The following is a 22523-nucleotide window of genomic DNA, read 5'->3' on the forward strand; positions in this document are numbered from 1 at the left end:
GCGAGGGCGGCAAAGATCACGAAGCCGAGCTGATAGCTGCCGGTGATTTCCTTGGCGTATCCGAGTGACGACGCCAGATAGAAGCCGCCAATGCCGCCGGCCATTCCCACCAGCCCGGTCATCACGCCGATCTCCTTGCGAAAGCGCTGTGGCACCAACTGGAAGACGGCGCCGTTGCCCATGCCCAGCGCCAGCATCGCGCCGACGAAGGCAAGCAGGGCCATCCACGCCGCCGGCAGACCGATGCTGACGATGCCGAGAAAGACAGCCGCCAGGACGTACATCACCGACAGGCTCTTGATGCCGCCGATGCGGTCGGCGACGTTGCCGCCGATGGGACGTACCAGCGAGCCGGCGAACACGCAGGCGGCGGTGAAGAAGCCGGCAGTCTTGGCGTCCAGTCCGTACTGGATGTTGAAGTAGATGGTCAGGGAAGATGCGAGTCCGACGAAGCCGCCAAAGGTGACGGCGTAGAAGAACATGAACCACCATGCATCACTGTCCCGCAGGACTTTCAGGTACTCGCCCAGCGACTTCGGCGGCGGGCAATCCGGCGCATCCCGGGCCGCCAGCAGATAGAAGCCGAAAACCAGGATCAGCGGGATCAGCGCAAGTCCGAAAACGTTGGTCCAGCCGAAAGCCATGGCCAGGCTCGGAGCGATCAGCGCAGCGAGGGCTGTGCCGGAATTGCCGGCGCCGGCGATGCCCAGCGCGGTTCCCTGATGTTCCGGCGGGTACCAGCGCGAAGCGAGCGGCAGGGCGACGGCGAACGAGGCGCCGGCAACGCCGAGGAAACAGCCGAGGAGCAAGGTCTGCTCGTAGCTGTGGATGCCGAAGTACCAGGCACAGAAGAGCGAGACGATGACGATCACCTGGCCGATGGCGCCGGCCAGTTTCGGCTTCAGGTGGTCAACCAGAACGCCCATGACGATGCGCAGGATCGCGCCGGCGAGGACCGGGGTGGCGACCATCATGCCTTTCTGGGCGTGCGTCAGACCGAGATCCTTGGCAATCTGCACACCGAGAGGGCCGAGCATCACCCACACCATGAAGGCCAGGTCGAAGTAGAGAAATGCGGCGAAGAGCGTCGGCCGATGTCCGGCCTTCCAGAAGTCGTTGTTCATCGTCTTGTCCTAACTGTGAAAGTCGCGTCTGCGACTCTCGAATCTCCCTTCTCCCGTGCGCGGGAGAAGGGCCGGGGATGAGGGCAACGGTCATGACTTTCATCATCAGGCGTGTCTCGCCAGTCATGACCGTTTGCCAGTCAGATTTCGAGAAAAACGGTGCCGCTCTCGACGCGGATCGGGTAGCGGCGCGAACAGCCCTGATCCGGGGCGACTGCTTCGCCGGAGTCCAGGCGCAGCTTCCAGCCATGCAGCGGGCAGGTCACCTGATTGCCATGCACCAGGCCTTGCGACAGCGGGCCGCCCTGATGCGGGCAGCGGTCACGCAGGGCGAACACTTCGCCGCTCGAGGTGCGGAACACGGCAATGTTGCCGCTGGTCGAGCGCACCACGCGACTGCCCAGTCGCGGGATCTCCTCAAGCGTACAGATCGATTTCCATTCAGCCATTTCCGTTCTCCAGTCCGTCATAGCGTAAGCATTTCGTACTCGTTCCTTTCGACGCCCCGGATGCGTTCGGCCCAGGGATCGGGGCGGTCCTTCAGCTCGGCCAGCAGGCGCCCGTAGAGTGCCTTGCGGTTTTCCTCGTCTTCGACGACGCGATTCTTGGCGTGCTCGAGGCCGACCCGTTCGAGATAGTGGCAGGTGCGCTCGAGGTAGTAGCCTTCTTCGCGGTAGAGCTGCAGGAAGGCGCCGCCGTATTCGAGCACCTCTTCGTCGCTCGTCACCTTGACGAAGAATTGCGCCACTTCCGTCTTGATCCCGCCGTTGCCACCGACGTAGAGCTCGTAGCCCGAATCGACGCCGATCACGCCGACATCCTTGATGCCGGCCTCGGCACAATTGCGCGGACAACCCGAGACGGCAAGCTTGACCTTGTGCGGCGCATACATGTCGAACAGCATCTTTTCGAGCTTGACGCCCATGTTCATCGCCAGTTGCGTGCCGAAGCGGCAGTGTTCCTTGCCGACACAGGTCTTGACCGTGCGGATCGACTTGCCGTAGGCGTGGCCGGAGGGCATGCCGAGATCCTTCCAGACGCCGATCAGGTCCTCCTTGCGGATGCCGAGCAGGTCGATGCGCTGGCCACCGGTGACCTTGATCGTCGGCACCTGGTACTTCTCGGCGACGTCCGCGATGCGGCGCAGCTCGGAGGCCGTCGTCAGCCCACCCCACATGCGCGGCACCACCGAATAGGTGCCGTCCTTCTGGATGTTGGCGTGTGCCCGCTCGTTGATCAGCCGCGAACGGGGATCGTCCCGCGCTTCCTGCGGCCACGTGGAAATCAGGTAGTAGTTGATCGCCGGGCGACACTTGTCGCAGCCGTCGGCAGTCTGCCACTCGAGGAAGCGCATGACTTCAGGGACGGTCAGCAGGTGCTTGGCACGAATCGCGTCGCGCACCTCCTGATGCGAATAATCGGTGCAACCACAGACCGCCTTGCGGTTCGACGCCGCCGGCGTGTACGCGCCACCGATCGTCGCCGAGAGGATCTGCTCGCAGAGCCCGGCGCACGAGCCACAGGAAGAAGCTGCCTTGGTGTGTTTCTTGATGTCGTCGAGCGTGAACAGGCCCTTTTCCTTGATCGCCTTGACGATGCTGCCCTTGCTCACGCCGTTGCAGCCACACACTTCGGCGCTGTCGGCCATCGCCGCCGCCTTGCTGTGACCCTGATGGCCGACGTCGCCCACGTGCGACTGGCCGAACAACAGGTGATCGCGGATCTCGTGGATGTCCTGCCCGTCGCGCAGCAACTGGAAGTACCAGGGACCATCGGCCGTGTCGCCGTAGAGCACGCCGCCGACCAGCTTGTTGTCCTTGATCACCAGTTTCTTGTACACCCCGGCGGCGGCATCGTTGAGCACGATTTCCTCGGTTTCCTGATTGCCGAAGAAGTCGCCGGCGGAAAACAGGTCGATGCCCGTGACCTTCAACTTGGTCGAGGTGACCGAACCGGTGTAACGACTGATGCCGTAGTTGCCGAGGTGGTTGGCGGCGACCTTGCCCTGCTCGAAAAGCGGCGCCACCAGTCCGTAGGCGATCCCACGGTGCGCGACGCATTCGCCGACGGCGTAGATCTTGGGGTCGTAGGTCTGCATCGTGTCGTTGACCACGATGCCGCGGTGGCAGTAGATGCCGGCCGATTCGGCGAGCGCCGTGTTCGGGCGGATGCCGACCGCCATCACCACGAGTTCGGCAGGAATCTGCAGACCGTCCTTGAGGCGGACGCCGGCAACGCGCCCGCTCTCGCCGGCGATCAGCATCTCGGTCTGTTTGCCGAGCAGGAACTTCAGACCGCGGTCTTCGAGCGATTTCTGCAGCATCTGGCCGGCAGTCCGATCGAGTTGCCGCTCGAGCAGCCAGTCGGCGAGATGCACGACGGTCACGTCCATTCCGCGTAGTTTGAGCCCGTTGGCCGCTTCGAGACCGAGCAGGCCACCGCCGATCACCACCGCATGCCGGTAGCGGCGCGCGGCGTCGATCATGGCGTCGGTGTCGCCGATGTCCCGGTAGGAGATGACTCCCGGCAGGTCGTTGCCCGGCACCGGCAGGATGAACGGGTTCGAGCCCGTGGCCAGGAGCAAACGGTCGTAGGCTGCCTCGGTGCCGTCCTCGGCAAGCACGCGACGCTGCGTGCGATCGATCCGCTTGACCTTGCGCCCCAGGTGCAGCGTGATCCCGTGATCGGCGTACCACTGGTGATCGTTGAGGATGATGTCCTGGATCGTCATTTCGCCGGCAAGCACCGGCGAGAGCAGGATGCGGTTGTAGTTGGGGTGCGGCTCGGCACCGAAAACGGTGATCTCGTATTGGTCGGGAGCGATTTTCAGCAACTCTTCGAGCGTGCGTACGCCGGCCATGCCGTTACCCACCATCACCAGTTTCTTTCTGCCCATGTTCACGATTCCCTCGGATGCGTCCTGATGATCGGATCGAAGCAATCGTCGTGCCAACGGCTCAGCAGCCTGTTTTGTCGATGGTTTTCGCGCTTCAGCGAAGCTCCCGATGGTGCGGCGCACAATCTTGGGGCGACGAGATCGCCGTCTTGGTGCAGTGGCGGCCGCGTTCTGGCGCCGGGCGCGGTTGCTCGCGCGATAGCGCGCGTCGCCAGCGATCGCCGGTCTGGCCAGCACGAGCTGTGCCGGGCACTTGTGCACCAGGACGCCACAGCCAACATTGCTCGACGACGAATGCTTGCCACCGGACAACCAGGGGCTACAATGAACTCAACATGGTCGTTCCCGGTCCTGGAGCAAGCGCATGAAGAAGATCGTCGTCGCCTCTTGCCTCGCCACCGTCGGTTTTGCTGCGCAGGCCGCCGGGTTCACGCTGGAGTCGCCGGATATCGCGCCGAATGGCACGATCCGCAATGAGCAGGTGTTCGACGGTTTTGGTTGCACCGGCGACAACGTCTCGCCGGCACTCGAATGGAAGAATGCCCCCAAGGAAGCCAGAAGCTTTGCCGTTCTCGTCCATGACCCCGACACTCCGACCGGTGGCAGCGGCTGGTGGCACTGGGTGGTGATCAACCTGCCGCCGCAAACGACCGGGCTCGCGCTCGGCGCAGGCAGGTCTGACCGATCGGCGCTGCCCGCGGGCGCGACGCAGATTGCCACCGATTTCGGCGGCCCTGGCTGGGGTGGCCCGTGCCCACCCGTCGGCGACAGACCGCACCGCTACCGCTTCACCGTCTACGCCCTGAAGGTCGATCAACTCGAGCTTCCGCCGGGCGCCACCGCCGCGCTGGCGGGTTTCCTGGTCAACGCCAACAGCATCGGCAGGGCAACGTTGACCGGCCGCTACGGACGCAACAAGTGAGGCAGTGATTCTCGCCTGCTAGCGCTCTCCTCGGCTCGTCCACGGCGCGTGACCACGCTTCGGCCGTCGTCGGTGCGCAGAACGAGCGCTCCGTCGAAGCCTAGGGAAAAGTGTCGCACGGCTCGCAACACGTCGAGGAATACGTTTTCCTGCCGCATCAGGGAAGGCGTGCAGGCTCTCCTCGTCGTGCTCGCAATGGAAATTCCGAGGGTTTCGCCGTGCAAGCGATAATCGCCGGCGTAGCCGTTGCAGATCGATTGCCCGGAGATCCCCCGGCCGGTAGAGAAGTGGAGGGTCGCACGAGTTGACGATGATCCCGCCTGGTTCATGCCCTCGACGACGCACTCGCCTGCGAGCCTTGCCGCGATCGGCTGATCGCCGCAGCCCAGGGCAAGGCTTGCCGATTACCTGATCGACGGTTCCGCAACCGTGTCTGTGGCTGACGAGGTCAGGGCCAGAGCGCCGGTGGCTGTACGCAGTTCGAGACGGTCGCCATTGAGCCGCCAGGTATCGGCGCTGGCGAGCGCCTGCAGAAAACGGCTTTCCTGTTTCATCAGTCCGCGTGGCTCGTCGCACAACTTTCGCGTTGCCACCACCTGGCCGATCCGGATGCTCCGGCCCGAAGTCGAATAGGAGGCGCTGAAGTGGTTGCAACCCGCCGATCCGGCAAGTTCTCCGTCGGCAGCGAAAGCGACAGTCAGAACTGAACGTCGAGGACGCTGACCACCGCCCGCTTGCCATTGTTGTAGGCGGTCACTCGCCAGCCGGTGCCGGCGAGGTCGCGGCGCTGCGCGTCGAGAATTGCCAGCTCCTCACCGTCGCCGGCGAGCAGCACCAGTCGCCCGGCGTCGCTGCGAAAGGTGCTTGCCCTAGCCAGGACGCTGGTGAAGACGTCGGCCTGGCGCATGATCGCCGCGGGGCAGGCCATCCGGGTTGACAAGAGGCGTCCGTCGATCCGCAGTCGATCGCCGACGACGGCATAGCTGCTGCCGAAACTGTTGCAACCGTCATTGCCATGCATGCGGCCGTCGGTGAAATGCACGGTGGCCGCACGACCGGCAATTAGTGATTGTCCCGGCAGGACCGACAGGGTCCAACTGGTGTCGTTCAGCACGTCGGGTCCGGCCGGCGAAGCGATCGCCGCGCGGGTCAGCAGCAACAGGCTGACGACCAGCGGCAGGCACAATCGCCAGGAGCTTTGCATTCTCCGCGAATCCATTTCACCCTCCACACTGCTTGCGCCGACTGCGCAGCGCACGCCAGGCGCCCCGGCAATTTCGGCAGATCGGGGACCTCTCCGGTCGCCGGACACCGTGGGGCCCGATCATCAGGCGATGCCCGAAGCGCATCTACCGGACAGGCGAAATCTGGCCGACCACACCCGTCGATTGCGCTGCGGCGGTCGCCTCGCGGCGCATGCCGAGGAAGCGATCGACGATCTGCCGACTTGCCGCCGACATCCTTTCGGTCAGGGCCAGGTCATCGGGGTCGAAGAAATGCAGCCGGGCCGCGTCGTCGCCGGCGAACGGTGATCCCGACGCCAGCACCCGAAACACGCTGTGGCGATTGGTCGCCGACTCATGGCAGAAAAGGAAGGAAAGCGATTCGGCGAGCAGCCCGGTCTCTTCGGTCAATTCGCGCGCCGCTGCCTGCTCGCGTGATTCCTCGGGATGGATGCCGCCGCCCGGTAGCAGCACCAGCCCGCTGCGGTTTTCCACGAGCAGAATGCGCTGGTCGATCTCGACGATGATGGTGGCTCTTTGTCGTTTCATTTCCCTTGCCCCGGTTTGCGAAAGACACGACGCGCATCGCTGTCGCGCGGCCTTTTCGTCACGATACCCGAGGAGAGCGCTGGAAACTACCCCGGGTCGCATTCCACAGGATCAGTGATGCGGCCCCAGGAGAGACGATCGAGGAAATCAGACCAGCGCCAGTCCGTTGCTTTCCACCGCCACCAACGCCTTGGCCTGGTGAAGATCGGTTGCCCGACCGCACGCGTGCAGGCAGCAGGCGAGTTGGTTGGCGAGCGGCAAAGGCAGCGCCACTTCGCCGGCGAGGACGCGGCGCATCCAGGCGACCGTGCTGCGCGGGTCGTGATTCTCGGCGAGTTGCGGCAGGCTGCGGAGGCTGTCGTGCTCGGCTTCGAAGAGGAGGTCGCTGACACCGCCGTGGATGTGCTCGATGTTCGGGCGGCGCTTGGGATTGGCGAAGGGCTCGCCTTCGGTGCCGCGTAGCAGCAAGGCGTTGGCACCGATGGCAGAGAGCACGGCACGCATGCTCGAAAGGTAGTCGGGATGGGTCGCTGCGGCGAGCAGCAGGGCGTCGCCGTGAAAGGGGTCGAGCATCTTGACCAGGCTGTGGGCGCTGTTGCGCAGGCCGAGGCGGCTGCGCAGGGCGAGCTGCCGCTCGACACCCGGGGAAAGAAGCCCGAGCGGCAGGTACGCCAGGCCGTGTTCATCAAGCACGAGTTGCGCCTGCTGCACGCTGTCGCTCGGCAACAGACCATACTCGCGCAGTATCTGCTCACTCGTGACGCGCCCATAATCGTCGCCGAGGCCGTGCATCAGCACCGGCACGCCGTAGCGCTGCAGCAGCAGGCCGAGCAACGGTGTCAGGTTGGCCGTGCGGCGGGCGCCGTTGTAGGTCGGGATGACCACCGGGCGGATGCGGCCACGGGGAGGGCGCACGGCTGGCAGACGCTCGCTGGCCGCGGCGAGAAATCCGATCATTTCGTCGACCGTCTCGGTCTTCATGCGCAGCGCGATGGCAATCGCACCCATTTCGAGGTCGGGCACGCTGCCGTCGAGCATCATGCCGTAGAGCTCTTGCGCCTCGGCACGGGACATGTCGCGCGCACCCGTCGCGCCGCGACCGATCTCCCTGATGATGAGCGCGAAATCCATGCCTCCTCCTGCGATCGTCAGGCGACTGCCGTGCCGTCCACGAGCGGCGCCCGAGTAGAAACCATCTGTCGGAGTTCCGGCAGACACGAACCGCAAAAGGTACCGCACTTTCGCTTTTCCTGCAGCGTCGCCACGGTCGCGCCGGCCGCGAGATCGGCGACGATCTGTGCTTCACTGACGTCGGCGCACTTGCAGACGATCCGGCTGCGCTGCGGCAATTTGCCGGGGCGCTGGCCTATCGGCGCGACGGCCCAGCGGATCAGTTCGGCATCCAGTGTGTCGTCGGCCATCACCTCCTTGAGCCAGGTCTGCGCCAGCGTCTCGCCGGCCAGGCGGACGCCGATCAGCCTGCCGTCGGGCGCCACTGCACGTTTGCTGATCTGGCGACGGTGGTCAGCATAGACAATCGCCGCCGCGTCGTCGCCGAGACCGAAGAGGCTGTCGATCTCGCGCAGGCGGCTCTCGGGCAGCGCCTGCGGGTGCGCTGCCCGGAAGAGGACCAGCGGTTCGCTGCGACCGTACAGACCGACGCTGGCGAAAGCGAAGTCGGGCAGGAGCCGCCGCACTCGGTCGAGCAGGGCCAGGGCGGCCAGTTCGCCGGATTCGGCCCTGCGCAGGATCACCAGTTGCCACTCCAGCCCGGCTTTCTCGACGGCGACCGCAGCGTGCTTGAGTTCGGGCTGCTGCGAGTAGGGGTCGCGGGCCGATGTCGTCAGTGCGTTTGCTCCGGCGCTGTTCATGAAGCGGTTGCCCCAGTGCATCGGCAGCCAGGCGCAACCGCGCCGCAGGTTCGGGTCGGACGCGACGCGGACGATGATCTCGCCGCGCGCGCCGTGCACGCGGGCCAGATCGTGGGCTTCGAGGCCACGCCCGCGCAGGTCGTCGGGGTGCATCGAGAGCAGCGGTTCCTCGTCGAGGTTGAACAGGCGGGCAACCGTGCCGGTGCGACTCATGCCGTGCCACTGGTCACGTAGACGACCCGAAAGCAGGCTGATCGGCCGCGTCGTGTCGGTGCTCTCGGCGGTCGGCCGATGCTCGACCTCGACAAAACGGGCTCGCCCGCTCGGCGTCGGGAAAACGCCGTCGGCGTACAGACGCTGGCGGCCGCGATTCGCTTCAGCGGGCAGCGGCCATTGCTGCGGACCGGAAGAGTCGAGCAGAGCGTAGCTGAGGCCGGTGATGTCGAGATCACGTCCGCGGGTGCTCTCGCGATGCTCGAGAAAGATCGCTTCCGGGCAGCGGTAAGGGAACAGGTGACCAGTCAGCGAATTCTTGAGCCGAGCGCCGAGGCGGAGCGCGAAGTCGACGGCGATCTGCCAGTCGTGACGTGCCTCGCCGGGCGCCGGCAGGGCGGCGTTGACGTGGGTGATCCGCCGTTCGGAATTGGTGACGGTTCCCTCCTTTTCGCCCCAGGTGGTCGCCGGCAGCATCAGATCCGCGTAGTCGGCGGTATCGGTATTGGCGTAGGCCTCCTGGAGCACGACGAATTCGGCTGCGGCGAGCGCAGCGCGTACTTCGTTCTGCTCCGGCAGCGATTGCGCCGGGTTGGTGCAGGCGATCCAGACCGCCTTGATCAGCCCCCTTTTCATCGCCGCGAACAGTTCGATCGCGGTTCTCCCGGGCGCTGCCGGTACCGACGGAACGCCCCAGAGGGCGGCGACTTCGTCGCGGTGCCTGGGGTTGGCGAGATCGCGGTGCGCCGAGAGCAGGTTGGCCAGGCCGCCGACTTCGCGACCGCCCATGGCATTCGGCTGTCCGGTCAAGGAAAACGGGCCGGCACCCGGTCGCCCGATCTGACCCGTCGCCAGATGCAGGTGGATCAGCGCCGCATTGTTGTGCGTGCCGTGTGCCGACTGGTTGAGTCCCTGACAGTACAGTGACAGAGCCGCGGCGGCGCCGCCGAACCAGCGCGCCGCCTGGATGATGTCGGCCTTGGCCAAGCCGCAGATCTCGGCTACCGCCGCCGATGGATAGGCGGCGATGATCGCTTCGAGCTCGGCAAAGCCTTCGGTATGTGCAGCGATGTAGTCACGATCGATCAGTTTCTCGGCGAGCAGGACGTTGAGCAGGCCGTTGTAGAGCGCGATGTCGGTGCCGGGACGCAGCGCCAGGTGCAGATCGGCGATTTCGGCGGTCTCGCTGCGCCGGGGATCGACGACGATGATCCGCAACTCCGGGTTGGCGGCGCGCGCGTCCTCGATGCGACGAAAGACGATGGGGTGGGCGACGGCGGGGTTGGCGCCGGCAATCAGCAGGCAGTCGGCGAGGGCGATGTCTTCGTAACAGCAGGGAGGTGCATCGGCCCCGAGCGTCTGCTTGTAGCCGGCGACCGCCGATGACATGCACAGGCGCGAGTTGGTATCGATGTTGTTGGTGCCGATCAGACCCTTGGCGAGCTTGTTGAAGACATAGTAATCCTCGGTCAGCAACTGTCCCGAAACGTAGAAGGCGACGCTGTCCGGTCCATGCGCCCGGATGATCTCGGCAAAACGTCCGGCGGCGTGTTCGAGCGCCTCGTCCCAGTGGACCCGCTGTCGGGGTCGACCGCGTTCCCGACGCAATTCGGGATGCAACAGGCGATAGTCGGGGCGGGCCGTCAGATGCAAGGTGGCGCCCTTGGTACACAGGCGCCCGAAATTGGCCGGATGCTCGGGATCGCCGCGCACGCCGACGATCTGACCGGCAAGCGTATCGATCAGCAGACCGCAACCGACGCCGCAGTAACAACAGGTGGATTTGACTGACTTGTTCATGGCCATGGTTCCTGATCGTGCAAAGCAATGGACGTGCCAAGGCAATAAGTCTGCCGTTCGGCTCTGGTCGCGGTCATTCGCCGCCGAGCACGCCTCTCTTTGGTGCGGTGGGCCGCAGTCTTGCCTCACGGCAGGGCGTACTTCGCGCGGCGCGGCAGCGCTGGTGCCGGCAGCGGAGCGGGCGTCGCGCCGTATTGCTCGCCGGACAACGCGTGTAAGATGTTTGGAGGAGCGCATCGCGCTCGCGTAGATCGTCGGCAGCGCGTTGCCGACGGGGGGTTGGCGCCGCAGTTTGCAGCGTCGGCGAAGGTCGGCTCGCCGGCACGGGGATGCCGCGACGAGAAACAGGGAGCGCAAAGGAGACGACGATGCCCGGAAGCACCATTCTCGATCTGACCGGCCGCCCGAGCGCAAGCGAACAGTTGCCGGCGCTGCTGCAGGGAAGCCGGCGCGCGGCCGACAAAGCGGAAGATCGCTTTCTGCCACCTGGTTTCCTGCAGCCCAGAGCATGCTTCGAGATCGGTGCTGCAGCGCGCGGGGGCGGGGCAAGCGCGCAGCAGTACACCGCCGCCGATGACGAAGTGCTGGTCATCGAGCTGGCCGATGGCGGCGTCCTGATCAGCAGCGCGGCCAGGTTCAAGGCTTCGCTCGAACGCAGTCGGCCCGAACTGATCGGCAACGAGGGCCAGATTCTGTTCGACCACTTGCAGCGTGAAGGGGCTGCCGCTCGTGGCCTGTCCGCAGCCACCGGAGGATTGATCCGCCGTATTTTCGTGCTGGCGCTGGCAGGTGGCGACACGATCCGCGATGCCGCTACGGCGCAACTGGCAGCGTCCGGCGGAAGTGTTGCCGAGCTTGGTGTCACCCGGGCCGGGACCAGGGCATTGATGTCGGCGATCGAACAGCGACTCGATCGCAAGCCGGGTGTCTATTGCTGGGAAGGGCGGCGTGGCGTGCACGCCGAGGACGATGACGATGCGCAGGCGCTGGCGAAGAAACGCCTGCTCGGGGCGGCCAACGAGCAGTTGCCGGCACTGATCTTTGTCCACGGTACGGGTTCGAGCACGCTTGGCAGCTTTGGCGACCTGCAACTCGACGAGAGTGAGTTGTGGAGCGTTCTCGAGCGGCATTTTACCGGTGGGATCTACGCCTTCGAACACCATACCCTCTCCGAGAGCCCGATCGAGAACGCACAGCAACTGCTTGATGCGCTGCCGGTCGGACTTCGCTTGAGCCTGGTCTCACACTCGCGCGGCGGTCTCGTCGCCGACCTGCTGTGTATCGAAAATTTCGATGGCCTGATCGAACAGTATCGCTCCGATCTGCCCGGTACCGGCGACGCGGACGAAGCGGAGGCCGGACGCGTCGGCGACGAACTCAAGACGGCGCACGCGGCGCAGCGCGAACTGTTGCGCCAGTTGGCTGGCGAACTGGCGGCGAAGAAGCTGGTGCTGCAGCGCTACGTGCGGGTGGCCAGCCCGGCGCAGGGAACCCTGCTCGCGAGCGCCAACCTCGACCTGTTTCTCTCCGGTCTGTTGACGCTGATCGGACAACTGCCGTTCTTTTTCGGCAGTCCGTACTACTCGGCGTTCAAGCGGGTGGTGCTGGAAATTGCGCGGCAGCGGACCAATGCCCACCTCGTGCCTGGCATCGAAGCCATGTTGCCCGACTCGCCGATGGCTCGTTTTCTGCGCAACGCGCCGGTGCGTGCCGGTATCGAGATGGCAGTGATCGCCGGCGACAGCCAAGGCGGCAATCTGCTGCAGCAACTCGGGGTGATGCTGACCGATTTCCTGCTCTTCGACAGCGTCGCCAACGACCGGATCGTCAATACCGCTTCGATGTTCGCCGGGATCGCGCCGCAGGCGGGCGCGCGGGCGCTCTTCGATCGCGGCGCGGATGTGTCGCATTTCCGCTATTTCCGCAACCTCGATACGCGCGCGGCCTTGCGCGACTGGCTGGTGGTCAGGGATGTGCTGCCGCTGGCCGCCTTTCAGCCGCTGCCCGGGCTGTTTGCCGAAAGCGACGGGCCGCTCGCGGCAACGAGCCGGCGAGAAACAGCCGCCGGTCGTGCGGCGCCCGATCTGCCGGTGGTCGTCGTGCTTCCTGGAATCATGGGTTCGCATCTGTGGGTGAATCGGCGGGACCGCGTCTGGTTCGATCCATTGGACATCGCCAGCGGTGGCCTTGCCAAGATCGCCTGGGGGCAGTCCGGGGTCGAGGCCGAGAAGCTGTTCGGCATGTTCTATGGTGATCTATGTGAGTTTCTGGCGACGAGCCACCGGGTGGAGCCTTTCGCTTACGACTGGCGGCAGCCGCTCGACGTGCTGGCGGAGCGACTGGCCGAGTTCCTCGATCGCCTGCTTTCCGAGACGCGAAAGCCGCTGCGCCTGCTCGCACACAGCATGGGTGGACTGGTCGTGCGCGCGTGCATCCACAAACGGCGGGCCGTGATGGATGCGCTGATGGCGCGCGACGGCGCGCGCCTGATCATGCTTGGCACGCCCAATCAGGGCGCCTATTCGATGGTCGAGAACCTGTTGGGAAAGGGCGATACGCTGCGTTCGCTGGCACGCCTGGATCTCGGTCATGACTTGCGGCAGGTGCTGGAGATCGTCGGCGGCTTTCCCGGTGCCTTGCAACTGCTGCCCAAACCGGGTTTTGTCGATACCTTCCAGGGACAAGCCGGCGGTGGCGATCCGGGGCAGGACTTCCAGAGTGACCGCACCTGGCAGGAGTATCGGGCGAAGGTCAGCGACCCGTGGTTCGGCGCCGGCAACTCGGCGACGCCGACGCAGGCGCAACTCGATGCCGGCAGCTGGCTGTGGCAACAGGAGCGCGAGGCGACGCCAGCCTTGCCGAAGACCTACGAGAGCAAGTCGGTCTACGTCTTCGGTGTCGCTGGCAATACCCCGTGTGGCGTTCGCGACGAGAACGGCCGCCTGAAGATGGTGGGCACCACACAGGGTGACGGCACCGTGACCTGGGCGTCCGGGCGAATCGGGAATGTCGGCAGCCATTACTATCTGCCGGCCCAACACGGGGATCTGGCTTCGACCGCTGCGTATTTCCCGGCGTTGGCCGAATTGCTCCACGGCGGCGCTTCCGGCGCACTGCTGACCAGTCCACCGATGGTGCGTGGCGGCGAATCGGCACGGCCGCTGGCGTACGACGCCGGGCCACCGACCCTTGACGGTGGCGAGGCGCTGGCGCGCGGGCTGCTCGGCGGGGCGCCACGCAATCGCGTCGCGCCCCGCTCGAAGCGTCGGCTGGAAGTCAGCGTCAAGGCGATGGATCTCCGCTTCCTGAATCAGCCGATTCTGCTCGGCCACTACGAACACGACCCGATTGCCGGCGCCGAGGCCCTGGTCGACCGTGAACTGCTCGACGGAGATCTCAGCCAGCGGCGCAGCCTCGGCCTCTACGCGGGCCCGCGTGGCAGCACGGCGGTGGTGTTGCGCGTGCCCAACGAACAGGAGCGCAGTCGCGGCAGCCTGACCGGTGCCGTGGTCAGCGGTCTTGGCGACTACGACGGCAACCTCACCGTCGGCGACCTGACCGAAGCCGTGCGGGCCGGTGTCCTGCGCTATCTGCTGCAGGTGATCGACGTCCTCGGCAAGGAAGCGCGCGAGTTGCCGCTGGCGACTTTGCTGCTCGGTTACAACTCGTCGGCCAACCTGTCGGTCGCGGCGTCGGTGGAAGCGCTGTTGCGTGGAGTGCTCGAAGCCAACGCCCGCTTTCACGAAATCACCAGGCTCGACATTCGTGTCAGCCGGCTCGAAATCGTCGAGTTGTACCAGGACACCGCGATCACTGCCGTTTATGCGCTGCGCCAGATGGCGAATCGGCTGGCCGACCTGACCGGTCGCCACCGCGTGGTGCTGGTTTGTCGGCCGCAACTGGTGCAGGGGGAAGGATGGCGGCGGCGCCTGTTTGACAGCGGCAACCCAAGTTATTGGCCGCGCCTGATCGTCAGTGATGCCGATTCGCTCGATGGCGCTTCGCAGCGCGCGCTGCTGCCCGTCGGCGAAGCGCCCGCTGCCGGAGCGCAATCGATGGCCTCCCGGCGACGAACGACGATTGCCGAGCGTCTGCGCTTCCTCTACGTCGGGCAGCGTGCGCGTGCCGAGACGGTTGTTCAGCAGCGCCAGCCGGGCCTGGTCGAAACCCTGGTTCGCCAGCAGATTGCCAACGCTGTCTGGCAGGAGGACTTCGGCCGCGTCCTGTTCCAGTTGCTGGTGCCGCCGGACTTCAAGGATGCGGCCAGGCAACTGGAGAGCGTCGTCCTAGTGGTTGACGACTATACGGCAAATCTGCCGTGGGAACTGATGTGTGCCGACGACCCCGGCACGGCTGGAGAGAGGCTGCCGCTGGCGGTGCGCACACCGGTGGTGCGGCAGCTCGCTACCGGGCAGTTTCGCCGCCGCGTGCGGCAGGGGCACGAGTCGCGGGCGTTCGTCGTCGGCAATCCGTCGGTCGCCGGCTTCGCGCAGGCTTTCCCCGACCCCGACTGGCCGCAGGCAGGTGATCCGCCGACGCTGCCCGGAGCCGAGACCGAGGCCAACGAAGTGGCAAGCCTGGTGCAGGGACTGGGCTATCAGGTAGTGCGGGCCATCGGTAGCGACTGCTCCGCGGCGGAGGTATTGACCAGCCTGTACCAGCAGGCGTATCGGCTGGTGCATGTCTCGGGGCACGGTGTCTTCGATCAGCCGCACCGGGATGGCGGTGGTCGCACAGGCGTCGTCCTGTCGGATGGCCTGCTGATCACCGCTGCCGAGATCGATGCCATGGAAATCGTCCCCGACCTCGTCTTTCTCAACTGCTGCCACCTCGGCAAGATAGACGACCCCGCCGACCGGCCGGCGGCGGAGCGCACGGTGCGCGACGGCAACCGGCTGGCGGCCAGCATTGCGCGCGAGCTGATGGCGATCGGGGTGCGCTGCGTCGTGGTCGCCGGCTGGGCGGTAGATGACCGCGGTGCAATGATCTTCGGGCATACGTTCTACCGCAGCCTGCTGCTCGATCGTCTTACGTTCGGTGAGGCGGTCTTCGAAGCCCGCAAGGCGGTCTGGCAGTCCAATCGCGCGGACATCACCTGGGGCGCTTTCCAGGCCTACGGCGATCCCAGCTGGCGTGCCGAAGCGCGAGTCGACGAAGACGGCGGCGGCAGCGCTGCCTATGCGTCGCCAGTGGAATTGCTGGACGAGCTGAGCAGCCGGCGAGCGGGTCTCGCGCGCGCCAGCGAACGGCAGTCCCCGGGCGATCTCGAAGCGGCCAGGAGCAGTCTCGAAACGCTGCTGAAGGATCGTTGCCCGGCCGGCTGGTTGCGATTGCCCGCGCTGCAATCGGCGCTCGCCGCACTGTGGTCCGACCTGGGCGCGCTGACGCAGGCGCGCGAAGCCTACCTGGTGGCGATCCAGACCGAGGACGGCAGCGGCCAGGTGCCGATTCGCGACATCGAGCAGCTTGCGAATGTCGAAGCGCGGCTGGGCGAGAAAGTCGCAGACCGGGAACTGATCGAATCGGCGTTGACCCGCTTGCAGCGTCTCGACGAGTTGGTTTCCGGCGGTGCCGCAGCCGATCAGACGCGGACGGCGATCAACGCCGAACGCAGCGCTTTGCTCGGCAGCGCGGCGAAGCGTCTGGCCAGCCTGCATGCGCGGCAAGTACTGGATCCACACGCGAGCGCGGAGATTCGCCAGACCGCTGCCGTGGCGATGGGCGACGCCGGGCGACAGAGCGCCGCCGCCTATCGCAAGGGCGAGGGGTTGCCGGGCGAGCCGGATTTCCGCCCCTACCATGCCCTCAACCGCCTGGCGCTGGAGGCTGTTTTGACAATGGACGCAGCGGCGGCACCGGAGACGATCGGCCTGGTGCGCTACTGTCAGTCGGCTGCCTGCGAAGCCTATCGTAGCGGCGGCAGTGTCTGGGACGCGGTGATGGCGCCGGAGGCGATGCTCGTCGAGTCGCTGCTCAACCGCCTTCTGCTGGAGGAGGGAGAAGCCGGTGAGCTGGCATTCGAGCAAGTCGCGCGCGGCTACGACGAGGCACTGTCGCAGCTCACGCTCAAACCGCGCGAGCTCGACTCGGTAGTGGCGCAATTCTGCCTGTTGTCGAGATTCTGCGAGGCCCGCGACGTCGCCACCGGCGCTCCCGGTTGGCGGCTCGCCGCCGATCGCCTGGTCAGCCTGGCCGAGCACATCTCGCCGGGTCCCTGCCCGCGTGACGACCGTCCCCCGCGGTGCACGGCTGCGAGCGCTGGCTGAGTCGCCGTAACCGGTCTCAGTTCGCCCAGGTCAGGGACGAGCTTTCTGGCTGCCCGCGCAGCCATTGTTCGAGCATGGTCAGGATCCACACCATCTCGCCATAGTAGCCAGGGTGTTCGGGCAGGTACTCGGTCATCAGCCGGCTGACGAAGTCGGCGCGAACGATTCCGCGCGTGGCGAGCGTCGTCAACGAATCCGCGGCGAGTTCCCGAAGGGCCGGGGTGCGTGCCGTCCAAACGCCGAATGGCAGTCCGAAGCCCTTTTTCTTCTTGATCAGGATCTCGTCGGGCAGGAAGCCTCGCAGCGCCTCCTTGAAAAACCAGCGCAACTTGAAGCGACGGAGCTTCCAGTCGGGCGGAAGCGACATCGAAAAATCCGTCAGGCGATCAGCCAGCAAGGGATACGCGACGGCGATGCCGGCCATCCCGGTGGCGCCCCGTACTTTCGGCAGATCACTGTCGGCGAGCGTGTATCGCCAGTCGTAGGCAAGCATTCGATTGATCAGACTCGGGGCCAGACATTCATTCCATGTGGCCTGCATGTGTCGTGACGGTTCGCCAAGATCGACCTGGCCAAGCAGCTCGGCGCCAAGTACCTGAGCGGGGTCAAGCTGCATGATCAGATTGAATGTCTGCAGGCGATCCGGCATCGGCACGCGCGAGTGGCGCACGTAACCGCATACCTGCTTGAGGCCCGGTATTCGCCGCATTGGGCTGTCGTCAGCGCAGGCGGGCTCGATACGGCGGCGGATTCCCGATGGTAGCGCATGGTAGAACTCGAACAGCCGCTGCACCGCATAGCGGGAGTTGCCCCCGAAAAGTTCGTCGCCGCCGTCACCGGCAAGCATCCTGGTGCAACCGTCGGCCTGTGCAATTCTCGCGCAGTAGTAGGCCGGCAGTGCCGACGAGTTGCCGAAAGGCTGGTCGTGGTGCTGCGCCACCGCCGGCATGCTGGCCAGCAGGTCGGCGGGCGTCAGATAGTATTCATGGTGTTCGCAGCCAAAGTGCCTGGCGGCGATACGGGCGTACTCCATTTCATCGTAGCCCTCGGCGTCGAAGCCGATGGAAAAAACCGGCGCCGCAGTGCCGGTGATCTGACAAAGCATTCCGGCCACGGTCGAACTGTCGGTGCCGCCCGAGAGAAAGGCGCCAACGCGCGACTGACCGCTCAACTGTTCGGCGACGCTCTCACGAATCAGTTGGCGGAACGTTTCGCGCGCGGCCGCGAAGGGTGGCCGATTTTGTTCGTCGAAATCCAGCCGCCAGTGGCGAGTCTCCTGTACGCCGTACCGGTCGATGAGCAGTGCGTGCGCTGCCGGCAGTCTGCGTACCCGACGGAAAATCGTGCGCGGCGCCGGAATCATGTGGAAATACAGGTAGTCGAAGATCGCTTGCGCATCGAGTTCGTTGCCGCGTCCCTCGACGCAGTCGGCGCGATCGGAGAAGGCAAGCGTCTCCCCATCGGTCCGATAACAAAGAGTTTCGACGGCGAAACGGTCTACCGCAAGGAAAACGCATTGCCGCGCTGCATCGACGATCACCAGTGCGTACGAACCTCCGATGCGCGCCGCGACCTCGGCGCCGTGCTCGTGCCACGCCCGCAGCAGTTGGCCAGCCGATGCCGTCGTTCGTGCCGCATTGCCGACGAGGTCATTCTTGAGAGAGGGGGAGCCGATTACGGCGCAGGTGGCGTCTGCATCACGGGCGACATCATTGCCCCGCAGGACGAGCGAGGCGGGCAGTGCGCGCGCGGCAAGGGGGTCGAAGAGGCGGGTCAGGTCGAGCTGACCGGCAAGTCTGTCTTTCATCGGTTCCTTACTGGTAGCGATCGGTTGATGAGACTTGTTCTGGACATGATTCCTGTCGGCTTCGTAGGAAAGAACGGAATGCAATTGCCCACGAGAATGCCAACGTAGTAGCAGTATCGAGCAAATGGTATGCTAATTTCCGGGCCTCGGCCATGTCGAATTTCACGGGGCTGTCGCGTTCACTTGCCTTTCGGATCCTGTGCCGGAGTGTATGGCAGAATGCGCGACTATGGCGCGCGCCGCTGACCGCCAAATTTGCAGGCAATTTGGGGTGCCAAACGCGTGACGTTGAACGCCGGTTCCGCCTTTGGCAAACGCACCGGCTCGGTCACGGTTGCCCGAAAAGGCTCGAGGGCACAAGCAATGGGAAGTCTGTCGAAAAGTCCTGACGCGGTCCACTACGAAAGCATGACGCGACCAATATACTGGTTGCTGGCCTACGTCGCCTTCATCGTTTATGGCATGCTGGTGCCGCTCGATTTCCACCCGCATTCGCTGACGTGGGCCTGGGCACGCTTTCAGGAAATTTCGATGTTGCCGGTCGGGATCGAAAGTCGGGCGGATGCGATCGCGAACGGCGTCCTCTTTGTGCCGGTGGGCTTTCTCTCTGCGATCGTGTTGGCCGGAGGGAGGCACGGCGCCGGTATGCTGTGGACTCGGGTCACTGCGCTTGGCTTTTCATGCTGCCTCGCAGTGACCATCGAGTTCCTTCAGATATTCTTTCCGCCCCGTACGGTGTCACTGAACGACATTCTGTCCGAGTGTTTGGGCAGCGTCGTTGGCGTTCTGATTGCCGCGCGCGGGACCACTTGGTTTCGCCAGTTGATCGGCAGGAGACTTGACGATCCGGCGCGGTACATCAATCTGGCGCTGCAGTTCTACCTGTTCCTTTTCGTCGCCTATTCCCTCTACCCCTATGACTTCGTCCTTTCCGCTGACGAACTCGCGATCCGGGCGAATTCAGGCAATTGGGGTTGGTGGCAGGCGGCAATCTCGACTCGAGGGAGCCGTCTGTGGTCGCTGCTGCATACCACGATTGAAGCGGCAGCCGTGCTTCCGATCGGTTTGCTCCTTGCTCGGCGGCCGGCGAGGACAGGTCGCGCTTGGTCAGCGTTTTTCCTCGGACTTCTTCTCGGGTTGCTCATCGAAGTGGCACAGTTCTTCTTGTATTCTGGCGTCAGCCAAGGGCTCTCGGTGCTGGCCCGGGCGATCGGTTGCTGGCTGGGAGCCCTGCTCTGGGAGCGTCGCGCTGCCTGGACCGAGATAAGGGTTGCGGCGACGGCGCGTCGCCTGGCATTGCTCTTGGCCCCGATCTACCTGACCACTGTGTTGGCGGTCAATGGCTGGTTTACTCGACCACGCCAGGGAGCGGCGAGCGCGATGGTCGCGTTGGCGGAAGTGCATTTCGTCCCCTTTTACTACCACTACTTCACTAGCGAAGCGCTCGCCCTCGTCAGTGTTGTTTCCGTGGCGCTGCAGTATGCGCCGGTCGGCGTATTTGTCTGGGCCTTTGACCGATCGCCATTGCGAGCCGCCTCGATGGCTTTCGGGCTGGCACTGGCAGTGGAGGTCGGCCGTTTGTTTCTTGTCGGTGCCCACGCTGACCCGACCAATTTGCTGGTAGCGGCGGGTGGCGCCTGGCTTGCCGCGGCGCTCGCCTATCGATTTGCCCGCTTGCTGCGCGAGGAAGCAAGCGACACAGTACCGCAGCGTTTGCCAGCGGCGCCCGTGGCTGCGAAGCAACAGCGAGTCGCACCGGCCGCAACTACTTCCGGCACAGTCGCCTGCACGGCGCATCGACCGACAGCCACTGGCCTGGTGACGATGCTGCTGGCCGTCGTTGCCGCGGCCTTCTGGCTTGCCTCGTTTCCCGTGTATGCGGGAGTTCTCGCCGTGTTCTTGATGGGTGTGATGTTCTTCGCGTGGCGGTGGCCCGTGCTGCTGGTTGCATTGCTTCCTGCAACGCTGCCACTCCTCGACCTCGCTCCGTGGAGCGGCCGATTCTACCTCGATGAATTCGACGTTTTTCTTGCGCTCAGCCTTGCGCTGGGCTACGCGCGGGTAGCGCCAGCGCCACGCGGTTACGATCGCGACGCCTTGTTCCAGGGGATTATCGCGCTCGTTGCTCTCTCTTACATCATTGGCACCCTGCGCGGATTGCTTCCATGGCAAGGACTGGACGTCAATTCTCTGACGAACTATTACAGTCCGTATAACGCCCTGCGGATCGCCAAGGGTGCCTTCTGGGCCTTCCTGCTCTTTGGTTTGCTACGCCGTCTGGAGGCTGCTGGCCGGACAACTGGCCGTTCGTTCACATGGGGGATGGTGATTGGCCTGTCGGGGACTGTCGGTGTGATTTGCTGGGAGCGCCTGACGTTCCCGGGCTTGTTGAACTTTGCCAGCGATTACCGGGTGACCGGCCCGTTCTCCCAACTGCATAACGGCGGGGCCGACATGGAGGTCTTCCTGATAGCGGCGCTTCCCTTTCTCGTCTTGCTGCTACTGCAAATCAGGAGTTGGCTCGTGCGATTGGCTGGTGTAGCCGTGTTGATCGGTGCCACCTATGCGCTAATGGTCACTTTCTCGCGTGGTGCGTATGCTGCCTTCGTGCTGGCTGTGGCGATCGTCGTTCTCGCATCAGTCCGCGAGACGCTGGCAAGACGCGCTGTGACGGCACGGCAGCGGCTGGCTGCCATGGCATTTTCCATGGTGGCGCTGGCAGTAATGCTCGTCGTGGCTGTGCCCGTCTTTCTCGGGCAGTTTGCCCAGGCGCGCCTGTCGATATCGGGCGACGACCTGGGAGTGCGCCGTAATCACTGGGCCGATGCGCTGCGCATGCGTGATCCGGATGGCATGGCTGCCTTGTTGGGAGTGGGTGTCGGGCGCTACCCGGAAATGCATTACTGGCGCAGCCGAGAGAACAATCGCTCGGCGACCTATCGGTTGGTAAACGAGGAGGGCGAAACGTTTCTCCGGCTCACTGCGGGCAACCCGATCTTCCTGGAGCAGGGAGTGGCGGTGTCGCCAAACGACAACTATCTGCTCAGTCTCGATCTGCGCGCGCACCAGCCGGGCGCCAGAATCGGTGTGTCGATATGCGAAAAATGGCTGTTTGCGTCCTATAACTGCGTGTCTACGACGTTCGGTAGTGAGACGGAAGTCAATACGTGGGTGCACTTTGAAAAGAGCGTCGCCTCCGGCGAGGTGGGGAGTGGCCATTGGTACTCTCGCCGACCAGTAAGATTGGCCCTGCACAATGCCGGTGGCGAGTTCCCGGTAGATGTCGATAACGTCAGTCTGGTAGCGCCGGACGGGAGGCAGCTGGTGGCCAATGGCAACTTCTCGCATGCTCTGGACCACTGGTTTTTCTCTGCCGACGACCATAAGCCCTGGCACATCTTTAGTCTGCCGGTCGGTATTCTCTTCGATCAAGGCTGGCTGGGTGTCGTCAGTCTCGGATTGCTCGCGGCCTTGGCACTCGGCCGTGCCACGCGTGCTGCCTGGCGAGGTAACGTATATGCTGGAGCAGTTCTGGCGTCTCTCACAGGAGTGATGGTGCTCGGCTTATTCAACAGTGTCGTGGATTCTCCACGGATCTTGCTGTTGGTCTTGCTGCTCGCCCGGTTTGGGGCCAAGGCAAGCGATGCGTCGCAGCTTATGGATTCGCGGATTGCTCCGCCGGCGAACGCAAGATCGTTCCGGAACTCACGAAACTCGTCATAGCTTCCGTGTCGTTGCCCGTCGATCGCGCGACCGGACGAAGCACCCTCTTCGCCCAGGGAGTCCACACACGCGCGGGCCAGGATGTCTTGGCGTGCGAACGGCGGACTTCATTCTCTCCGGAAATGGCGC

13 protein-coding genes are annotated in these 22523 nt (G+C 64.7%); 3 read left to right on the top strand and 10 right to left on the bottom strand.

Annotation, left to right across the window (positions count from 1 at the left end; all coding sequences use genetic code 11):
- The 3 genes from NFV80_RS01295 to nirB form a co-directional block, all read right to left on the bottom strand.
- Positions 1-1124, bottom strand: a 1124-nt coding sequence (locus tag NFV80_RS01295) for a nitrate/nitrite transporter (RefSeq protein WP_296757578.1), incomplete at its 3' end; no start/stop codon positions are given.
- Positions 1125-1264: 140 nt separating this feature from the next.
- Positions 1265-1573, bottom strand: coding sequence for a nitrite reductase small subunit NirD (nirD, locus tag NFV80_RS01300; protein ID WP_295325162.1), 309 nt, complete (start codon positions 1571-1573; stop codon positions 1265-1267).
- A gap of 17 nt (positions 1574-1590) precedes the next feature.
- Entirely contained in the window at positions 1591-4020 is a 2430-nt protein-coding gene (gene nirB, locus NFV80_RS01305; RefSeq protein WP_295325165.1) for a nitrite reductase large subunit NirB, read from the bottom strand.
- A 364-nt stretch (positions 4021-4384) separates the two neighbouring features.
- On the opposite strand from nirB, the gene NFV80_RS01310 reads away from it, so the two are divergent.
- On the top strand, positions 4385-4942 hold the full coding sequence (locus NFV80_RS01310) for a YbhB/YbcL family Raf kinase inhibitor-like protein (protein WP_296757581.1): 558 nt from the start codon (positions 4385-4387) through the stop codon (positions 4940-4942).
- Here NFV80_RS01310 and NFV80_RS17410 read toward each other — a convergent pair.
- From NFV80_RS17410 to NFV80_RS01335, 6 genes are all read right to left on the bottom strand, one after another.
- On the bottom strand, positions 4924-5271 hold the full coding sequence (locus NFV80_RS17410) for an META domain-containing protein (RefSeq protein ID WP_366143383.1): 348 nt from the start codon (positions 5269-5271) through the stop codon (positions 4924-4926). The genes NFV80_RS01310 and NFV80_RS17410 overlap by 19 nt on opposite strands.
- 75 nt (positions 5272-5346) lie before the next feature.
- Positions 5347-5706 (bottom strand): META domain-containing protein, encoded by a 360-nt coding sequence (locus tag NFV80_RS01315; RefSeq protein WP_366143385.1) that lies wholly within the window; start codon positions 5704-5706, stop codon positions 5347-5349.
- Entirely contained in the window at positions 5640-6161 is a 522-nt protein-coding gene (locus tag NFV80_RS01320; RefSeq protein ID WP_295325170.1) for an META domain-containing protein, read from the bottom strand. The genes NFV80_RS01315 and NFV80_RS01320 overlap by 67 nt, the downstream gene beginning before the upstream one ends.
- Positions 6162-6291: 130 nt before the next feature.
- Positions 6292-6714, bottom strand: coding sequence for an NUDIX domain-containing protein (locus tag NFV80_RS01325; protein ID WP_295325172.1), 423 nt, complete (start codon positions 6712-6714; stop codon positions 6292-6294).
- A 147-nt stretch (positions 6715-6861) separates the two neighbouring features.
- Positions 6862-7845: a DNA-binding protein YbiB gene (gene ybiB / locus NFV80_RS01330; protein ID WP_295325174.1), complete on the bottom strand. Its 984-nt coding sequence runs from the start codon at positions 7843-7845 to the stop codon at positions 6862-6864.
- A gap of 17 nt (positions 7846-7862) precedes the next feature.
- Positions 7863-10598 carry a nitrate reductase gene (locus NFV80_RS01335; RefSeq protein ID WP_295325177.1) on the bottom strand — a complete coding sequence of 912 codons (2736 nt, stop codon included), beginning with the start codon at positions 10596-10598 and terminating at the stop codon, positions 7863-7865.
- 368 nt (positions 10599-10966) lie between these two features.
- On the opposite strand from NFV80_RS01335, the gene NFV80_RS01340 reads away from it, so the two are divergent.
- Entirely contained in the window at positions 10967-16864 is a 5898-nt protein-coding gene (locus tag NFV80_RS01340; protein WP_295325180.1) for a CHAT domain-containing protein, read from the top strand.
- A gap of 16 nt (positions 16865-16880) precedes the next feature.
- On the opposite strand, the gene NFV80_RS01345 is transcribed toward NFV80_RS01340, so the two are convergent.
- Positions 16881-18671 (bottom strand): asparagine synthase-related protein, encoded by a 1791-nt coding sequence (locus NFV80_RS01345; RefSeq protein WP_296757585.1) that lies wholly within the window; start codon positions 18669-18671, stop codon positions 16881-16883.
- Positions 18672-19079: 408 nt separating this feature from the next.
- On the opposite strand from NFV80_RS01345, the gene NFV80_RS01350 reads away from it, so the two are divergent.
- Entirely contained in the window at positions 19080-22394 is a 3315-nt protein-coding gene (locus tag NFV80_RS01350; protein ID WP_295325184.1) for a VanZ family protein, read from the top strand.
- Positions 22395-22523 lie beyond the last annotated feature (129 nt).

It is taken from the genome of Accumulibacter sp. (genome assembly GCF_023806565.1).
Taxonomy (GTDB): Bacteria; Pseudomonadota; Gammaproteobacteria; order Burkholderiales; family Rhodocyclaceae; genus Accumulibacter.